The organism is Actinomadura logoneensis (assembly GCF_003428695.1).
Lineage (GTDB): Bacteria > Actinomycetota > Actinomycetes > Streptosporangiales > Streptosporangiaceae > Spirillospora > Spirillospora logoneensis.
Window position 1 is genome coordinate 1 of record NZ_QURH01000894.1, and the last position, 6500, is coordinate 6500.

At 76.0% G+C, this 6500-nt stretch carries 8 protein-coding genes and 1 pseudogene; 3 read left to right on the forward strand and 6 right to left on the reverse strand.

Annotated elements, in window-relative coordinates; translation table 11 throughout:
- From DZF91_RS30115 to DZF91_RS30130, 3 genes and pseudogenes are all read left to right on the forward strand, one after another.
- On the forward strand, positions 1-487 hold a 487-nt coding region (locus tag DZF91_RS30115), incomplete at its 5' end, for a HEAT repeat domain-containing protein (protein WP_147341455.1).
- A gap of 242 nt (positions 488-729) precedes the next feature.
- Positions 730-951, forward strand: a complete 222-nt coding sequence (locus DZF91_RS30125) for a hypothetical protein (protein ID WP_117360480.1) — start codon at positions 730-732, stop codon at positions 949-951.
- 176 nt (positions 952-1127) lie between these two features.
- Positions 1128-1946: pseudogene (locus DZF91_RS30130) on the forward strand (MFS transporter); the annotation flags it as partial.
- A gap of 263 nt (positions 1947-2209) precedes the next feature.
- On the opposite strand, the gene DZF91_RS42340 reads toward DZF91_RS30130, so the two are convergent.
- The 6 genes from DZF91_RS42340 to DZF91_RS30160 all read right to left on the reverse strand — a co-directional run.
- Positions 2210-3244, reverse strand: a complete 1035-nt coding sequence (locus DZF91_RS42340) for a M20/M25/M40 family metallo-hydrolase (RefSeq protein WP_117360481.1) — start codon at positions 3242-3244, stop codon at positions 2210-2212.
- Entirely contained in the window at positions 3241-4041 is an 801-nt protein-coding gene (locus tag DZF91_RS30140; RefSeq protein WP_117360482.1) for a [LysW]-aminoadipate kinase, read from the reverse strand. Before DZF91_RS30140 ends, DZF91_RS42340 begins: the two co-directional genes overlap by 4 nt.
- On the reverse strand, positions 4041-5048 hold the full coding sequence (gene argC / locus DZF91_RS30145) for an N-acetyl-gamma-glutamyl-phosphate reductase (protein ID WP_117360483.1): 1008 nt from the start codon (positions 5046-5048) through the stop codon (positions 4041-4043). The genes DZF91_RS30140 and argC overlap by 1 nt, the downstream gene beginning before the upstream one ends.
- Complete coding sequence (lysX, locus tag DZF91_RS30150; RefSeq protein WP_235834657.1) at positions 5045-5986, reverse strand: lysine biosynthesis protein LysX; 942 nt, start codon at positions 5984-5986, stop codon at positions 5045-5047. The genes argC and lysX overlap by 4 nt, the downstream gene beginning before the upstream one ends.
- Positions 5983-6150, reverse strand: coding sequence for a lysine biosynthesis protein LysW (gene lysW / locus DZF91_RS30155; protein ID WP_117360484.1), 168 nt, complete (start codon positions 6148-6150; stop codon positions 5983-5985). Before lysW ends, lysX begins: the two co-directional genes overlap by 4 nt.
- A partial coding sequence (locus DZF91_RS30160; protein WP_328589236.1) for a transketolase C-terminal domain-containing protein occupies positions 6125-6500 on the reverse strand: 376 nt, incomplete at its 5' end. The genes DZF91_RS30160 and lysW, both read right to left, overlap by 26 nt.

Below are 6500 nucleotides of genomic sequence, written 5' to 3' on the forward strand. Positions count from 1 at the left end.
ACTGCCGCTGCTCGCCGCGGGCCTCGGCTCGCCGCTGCCCGAGGTGCGCGCGCGGGCCGTCCAGGCCATCGCCGAGATCCCGGACGCCGAGGCGACCGCGCTGCTGCGCACCGCCCTCACCGACCCCGACCCCACGGTGCGCCGACGTACCGCCCTCGCCCTCGGGACGCGTCGCGTCGCCGCCGCGGTCCCGGCGCTCATCGACATGGTCGTCGAGGCGGCGAACGACGTCGAGGCGGCCGACGCGCTCAGCGAACTGGCGAGCGACCCGGCGTCGGCGGACCGGATCGCGGCCGGGCTCATCGACCGCCTCACCGGCGACGCGGGCGTGGCCGGCGATCCGTCCGCGCGCCGCCGAGTGGCACAGGCGCTCGCCGACATCCCGGGATTCGCCGCCTCCCGTGCCCTCGCCGACCTGGCCGGCGACGAGGATCCCGGCGTCGCCCTGACCGCCGCCTACATCCTCAAGCTCCGCGACGCCCGCTAGAAACGGCACCCGTCGCGGCGGGGGAGGAGGGCGAGGCCGGTCCTGTCAGCCCTGACAGAGGCCGGACCTGTCGGCCCTGACATGGGCTCGGCCGCGGGCTCAGTGGGTGGCGTGTCTGGCGTCCACGTTGCCGGTCAGGGTGTTGAGCAGGGCGGGGAGGCCCGCCACGACCTCGGGCGGCAGGCCGCTGACGGTCTCACTGGGGCGCGCTGATCGTCCCGCCCGGCTACACCGACCCGGCCGTGTACGCCGCGGGCGGCAACCCGTACGGCGCGTCCGCGGTGACCGGTCCGTCCGGCGACGACCTGCGCGCCGAGGTGCTGGAGGCCGCCCGGTACCAGGGGCGGCGGCTGGCGCTGACCGCCGCCCGGCTGCGGCTGGGCGCCGAGCTCGCCACCGAGTTCGCCAGCGAGCTCACCGCAGCCGACGAGGCCGAGAGCCGGAGCACGTCCCAGGTCGCGTGAACCGCGCCGCCGATCACTTGCCCGCTCGCCCTCTCACTGACGTCTCTGATCTGGAGCCCCCGAATGGCGTCCCAACTGTCCTCACGCACCACCACCCGAGACCCGTCCGACCCGGTGAAGGCGAAGGGCAGGAGCGGCCCCACCTGGCTGGTCCTGGCGCTGGCCTGCGCCAGTTCATGGTGATCCTCGACTCGTCCATCGTGAACGTCGCCCTCCCGTCGGTCGACCGGGACCTCCACTTCTCCGGCACCGGACTCGCCTGGGTGGTGAACGGCTACCTGCTCACCTTCGCCGGACTCATGCTGCTGGGCGGACGCGCCGCCGACCTGTTCGGGCCCCGCCGGACGCTGACCACCGGCCTGACCCTGTTCTCCGCCGCGAGCCTGGCCGCCGGGCTCGCGACCACCGCCGAGGCGCTGGTCGCGGCCCGCGTCGCGCAGGGCGCCGGGGCCGCGCTGATGGCCCCGGCGACCCTGGTCGTCATCAACTCCTCCTTCACCGAGGCCCGCGCCCGCGCCAGAGCGTTCGGCGCCTGGTCCGCCTCCGGCGGGGTCGGCGGGATGGCCGGTGCGGTCGCGGGCGGCGCCCTCACCACCGGCCTGTCATGGCGCTGGGTCTTCCTGGTCAACGTGCCGATCGGCGCGGTGCTGATCGCGGGAGCCCTGGGCGCGCTCGCCCGCACCCGCACCGACCGGACGCGGTCCCTCGACCTCGCGGGCGCGCTCACCGTCACGGGCGGACTGGCGGCGCTGGTCTACGGGGTCATGCGGACCGGCGACCACCCGTGGACGTCCGGGCACGTCATCGGGCCGATCGCCGCCGAAGCCGTGCTGCTCGCCGCCTTCGTCGTGGTGGAGGCGCGGTTCGCCGCCCAGCCGATCATCCCCCTGCGCCTGGTCGGGAACCGGGGGGTCGCCGCGGGCGGCGGCGCGCTCCTGCTCTTCGGCGGCACGGCCATCACGATGTGGTACTTCTCGGCGCTCTTCCTCCAGGACGTCCTCGGCTACAGCGCGCTGAAGGCCGGACTCGGGCAGACGCCCGCGGCGGTGATGTTCATGGTCACGGCGCCGAGGCCGGCTCCGGGGCGTCCCCGGCCGTCCTCGCCGCCGGCTACGACCGGGTGTTCCTCATCGCGGCCGGGCTCGCCGTGGCCATCGCGGCGGTCGGCGCCCTGCTTCCCGCGGGCCGCGGCCGCACCCGGTGACGCCGGACGTCCCGCTGAACCTCGTCCGCCGTCCTTCCATGTGGGCTGCTCGTCTCACAGGGCGGCGGCGAGTTCGTCCAGCGCGGAGGTGAGGACGTCCACTCCCTTCAGGAACTCCTCGACGGTGATGTACTCGCCGTCCGCGTGGTCCAGGGAGCCGTCGCCGGGACCGTAGGCGGCCATCGGGACGGCTCCCCAGTGCGGCGCGACGGTGTTCATGTCGGAGGTGCCCGTCTTCAGGGTCGGGCGCGGGTCGCCGCCGTGCCGCCTGATGGCCGCCGACACCGCCCGCACGACCGGGTCGGAGCGGGCGCTCCGCACCGCCGGGACGTGCCGGACGACCGTGACCTCCCCGCCGTCCGCGCGCTCGCGCAGCCGCTCGGCGAAGGCGTCCGCGTCGTAGCCGACGGGGATCCGGCAGTCGATGTCCAGCCACGCCCCGGTCGCGTCCCCGCCCATGCCGCGCAGCGTGGCGGCGGGCAGGCCGAACGCGCCGTGGTCGCGTTCGGGGCCCAGGGCGTCCAGCAGGCCGTGCCAGAACGCCACCGCCGCCTCGGTGGCCTTGGCCGCCGGATTGGTGGAGTGCGTCGCGGGGCGCTCCACCCGGTACCCGACGTCGATCTTGCCCTTGTAGCCCAGCACCACGCGCGACCAGCCGCTCGGCTCGCCGACCAGCAGCGCGTCGGGCGCCGGGAGCGTGCGCGCCAGGTGCTCCCCGCCGCGCGACAGCCGCTCCTCCTCGACCGCGCCGACCACCCGGACCGTCCCGGGGAAGGACGGCCGGGCCGCCGCCGCGCAGATCATCGCCGCGAGCGGGCCCTTGGCGTCCACGGCGCCGCGGCCGGTCAGCCGGTCGCCGTCCCGGCGCGCGGGCAGCGGCCGGTCCACGGTGTCGAGGTGGCTGAGCAGCATCACCACCGGTCCGTCGCCCGCGCCGATGTCGCCGATCACGTTGCCGGCCTCGTCGCGGCGCGCGGCCAGGCCGAGGTCGTTCATGGCCTTCTCCAGGAAGCGCGCCAGCTCGTCCTCCCGGCCGGACGGCGAGGGGATGGCGAGCATGGCGTGCAGCAGGTCGACCGGGGTGCTCATGAGATCTCCAGGGTGGTGCCGGCGCCGCCGAGGGCGGCGGTGACCGGGCGGGGTACCCGTCCGTCGGAGACCGACACCCGGGGGACGCCGGCCAGCAGCGCCTCGCGGGCGGCGATCAGCTTGCGGTGCATGCCGCCGCTCGCCGCGTGCGGCACCGCGCCCTCGCGGGGCAGGGTGCAGCGGGCCAGCAGGCTGCCCGGGTCGGACGCGTCGCGCAGCACGCCGGGCGCGCAGGTGAGCAGGACGAGCCGGTCGGCGCCGAGCGCGGCGGCGATCGCCGCGGCGGCGCGGTCGGCGTCCACGTTCACGGGCGCGCCGTCCTCGCCGGCCGCGGGCGGCGACACCACCGGGACGAACCCTCCGTCCAGCAGCACGCGCAGCACCCGCGGGCGGACGCCGGTGATCCGCCCGCTGTGGTCGTCGCGGACGATGACGGTACGGCCGTCCCGCACCGCGCGCTGCGCCGGTTTGCGCCGGGCGCGCAGCAACCCGCCGTCCAGCCCGGTGAGCCCGACGGCCGGGACGCCGCTGCCGGCCAGCGCGCGCAGCAGCCGCGGCTTCGCCCGGCCGGTGAGGGCGAGCGTGACCACGTCGAGCATCGCCGGATCGGTGTGCCGGCTGGTCACGCCGCTGGGCGACACCAGCGTCCGGGACGCCACCCCGAGCTCGGCGGACAGCCGCTCGATCTCCGGCGCGCCGCCGTGCACCAGGACGACCTCGCCGGCCCGACCCGCGAGGTCGGCGCAGACCGGCCCGGCGGGGACCGCGCCGCCGCACTTGACGACCGTGACGCCCATCAGAGCGGATGCAGGCCGGGGAACCCCAGGCCCAGGGTCTCGGACTGGCCGGTGCGGACGTTGAGGCACTGCACCGCGGCCCCGGCCCCGCCCTTGACCAGGTTGTCCAGCGCCGCGATGGCGGTGATCCGGTCGCCGTCCACCGCGAACCCGACGTCGCAGTAGTTCGAGCCGGACAGCAGCTTCGGGTCGGGCAGCCGGTGCGCGCCGCGCCGGTGGGCGACGATCCGGACGAACGGCTCGCCGCCGTAGTGCTCGCGGTAGGCCCGCCGGACGGTCCGCTCGTCGGCGTCGCCGGTGGCGTGGCAGACGACCTGCACGCCCCGGACGGCCTCGACGCCGGTGGCGGTCATCCGCGCGTCGAACCCGGTCAGCCGGGACACCTCCGCCTCGTGCCGGTGGCGGACGGGCGCGAACACCCGCATGGCGCCGCTGCGCTCGGCGTGCAGGTTGCCGTCCCCGGCGAGCGCGCCCGACCCGCTCGAACCGGTGCGGGCGTCGATCTGCACGTCCGGCCCGACCAGCCCGGCCAGGGGACGCAGCGCGAGGACGGCCGCGGTGGCCATGCACCCCGGCACGCTGATCAGGTCGGCCTTGGCCAGCTCGTCCCGGAACAGTTCGGGGACGCCGGGGACGAAGACGTCCAGCAGCTCGGTCGCCGTGTGCGGGACGCCGTAGTACCGCTCGTACACCGACGGGTCGGGCAGCCGGAAGTCACCCGACAGGTCGATGACGGTTCCGGCCTTCTCGCGGACCCGGGGGAGCAGGGTCATGGTGGCCCGGTGCGGCGTGGCCGTGAACAGCACGTCGCATCGGACCAGCTCGTCGGGGGCGCTGAACACCAGGTCGGTCTGCGCCCGCAGGTTGGGATGGACCGAGTCGACGCGGCGTCCGGGGAAGCGGGTCGAGACGGCCTGCCCGATCTCCACGCCCGGATGGCCGAGCAGCAGGCGCAGCAGCTCGCCGCCCAGGTAGCCGGCCGCGCCCATGACCGAGGCCCGGATCACCGCGTTCCTCCCAGCGCCGCGCCGACATCGTGGCCCGGCGGGGCCGCGGGCTCGCCGCCGGGCGGGTCGTCCGGACCGGATCCGTCCCGTTCCGCCTGTTCCAACGCGTAGGAGACGATCGCGTCCGCCACGTCGAGCGCGTCCCCGTGCGCGGTCTGGAACCCCTGGAACTCCACGGTGTGGTTCACCTCCAGGACCAGCGGCCCGTCCGGTCCCTCGACCAGGTCCACGCCGAGGACGCCGCCGCCCACCGCGCGCGCGGCGGCGAGCGCCGGCTCCACCAGCGCGGGGACCAGCGGGCACGGCTCCGAGCGCGCGCCGCGGGCGGCGTTGGTGCGCCACCCGTCCCCGTAGCGGTACGTCGCGCCGACCACCCGGTCCCCGGCGACGATCACCCGGATGTCGCGGCCCGGCTTGTCGACGAACTCCTGCAAGTAGACGATGTGCTGCTGCGGGGACGGCAGGGCGGCGCGGTGCTCCATCAGGGTCTCGGCGGCGGCGCGGTCGGGGACCGCCGCCACCAGCCGTCCCCAGGAACCCGCCAGCGGTTTGGCCACCACCGGGAACCCCAGCCGCTCGGCGGCGTCGGCGCCCTCGTCCGTGCTGAGCGCGACCACCGTGCGCGGCACGGGGACCCCGGCACGTTCCAACGCCAGCGAGGTGCGCAGCTTGTCGCCGCACACCTCGATCACACCGGACCGGTTGACCGCCGGGACGCCCCGCGCCTCCAGCAGCATGGACGCGTACAGGCCGCGGCTGTGCGAGATCTCCCGGTTCAGCGCCGCCGCATAAGGCGGATCGGCCGTACCGCCGCCGAGCTCGGCGCTGAACCTCCGGGTGTCGAGGTGCGCGTAGGGGATACCGCGGCGCTCCAGGGCGGCGAAGACGCGTTTCTCCTCGTACCGCACCCGCGACGCCAGGACGGCCAGCGGCCTCACTCGCCCCAGTCCTCCTCGATCTCGGGCGCGAGGGCGAGCGCCACCGGGTCCAGCCCGATCACCTCCAGCTCGCTGGAGCAGTCGGCGCACTGGGCGATCTCGCTCAGCCGCACCGGCTCGGCCAGTTCGACGGGGCCCTCACACTCGGGACAGGTCCGGGTCATCCGTGCCACCTCCGGGAATCGCGCTGATCAGGTCGGTCGCCGCCGCGGCGACCGCGTCCGCCGTGATGCCGTACCGGTCGAGCAGGTCGTCCTGGCCGCCCGCCCGGTCGGCGAACATGTCGGGCATGCCGACGCGGGCGACCCGGGCCGGCGCGTGCTCGGCCAGGGTCTCGGCGACCACGCCGCCGAGGCCGCCGGACCGCCAGTGCTCCTCGACCGTGACCGCCCCCGCGGTGCCCGCGACCGCCGCGACGACGGCGTCCACGTCGAGCGGACGCAGCGTGTGCAGGTTGAGCACGGCCGCCCGCACGCCGCGTTCCGCCAGCCGGTCGGCGGCGGCGAGCGCGGCG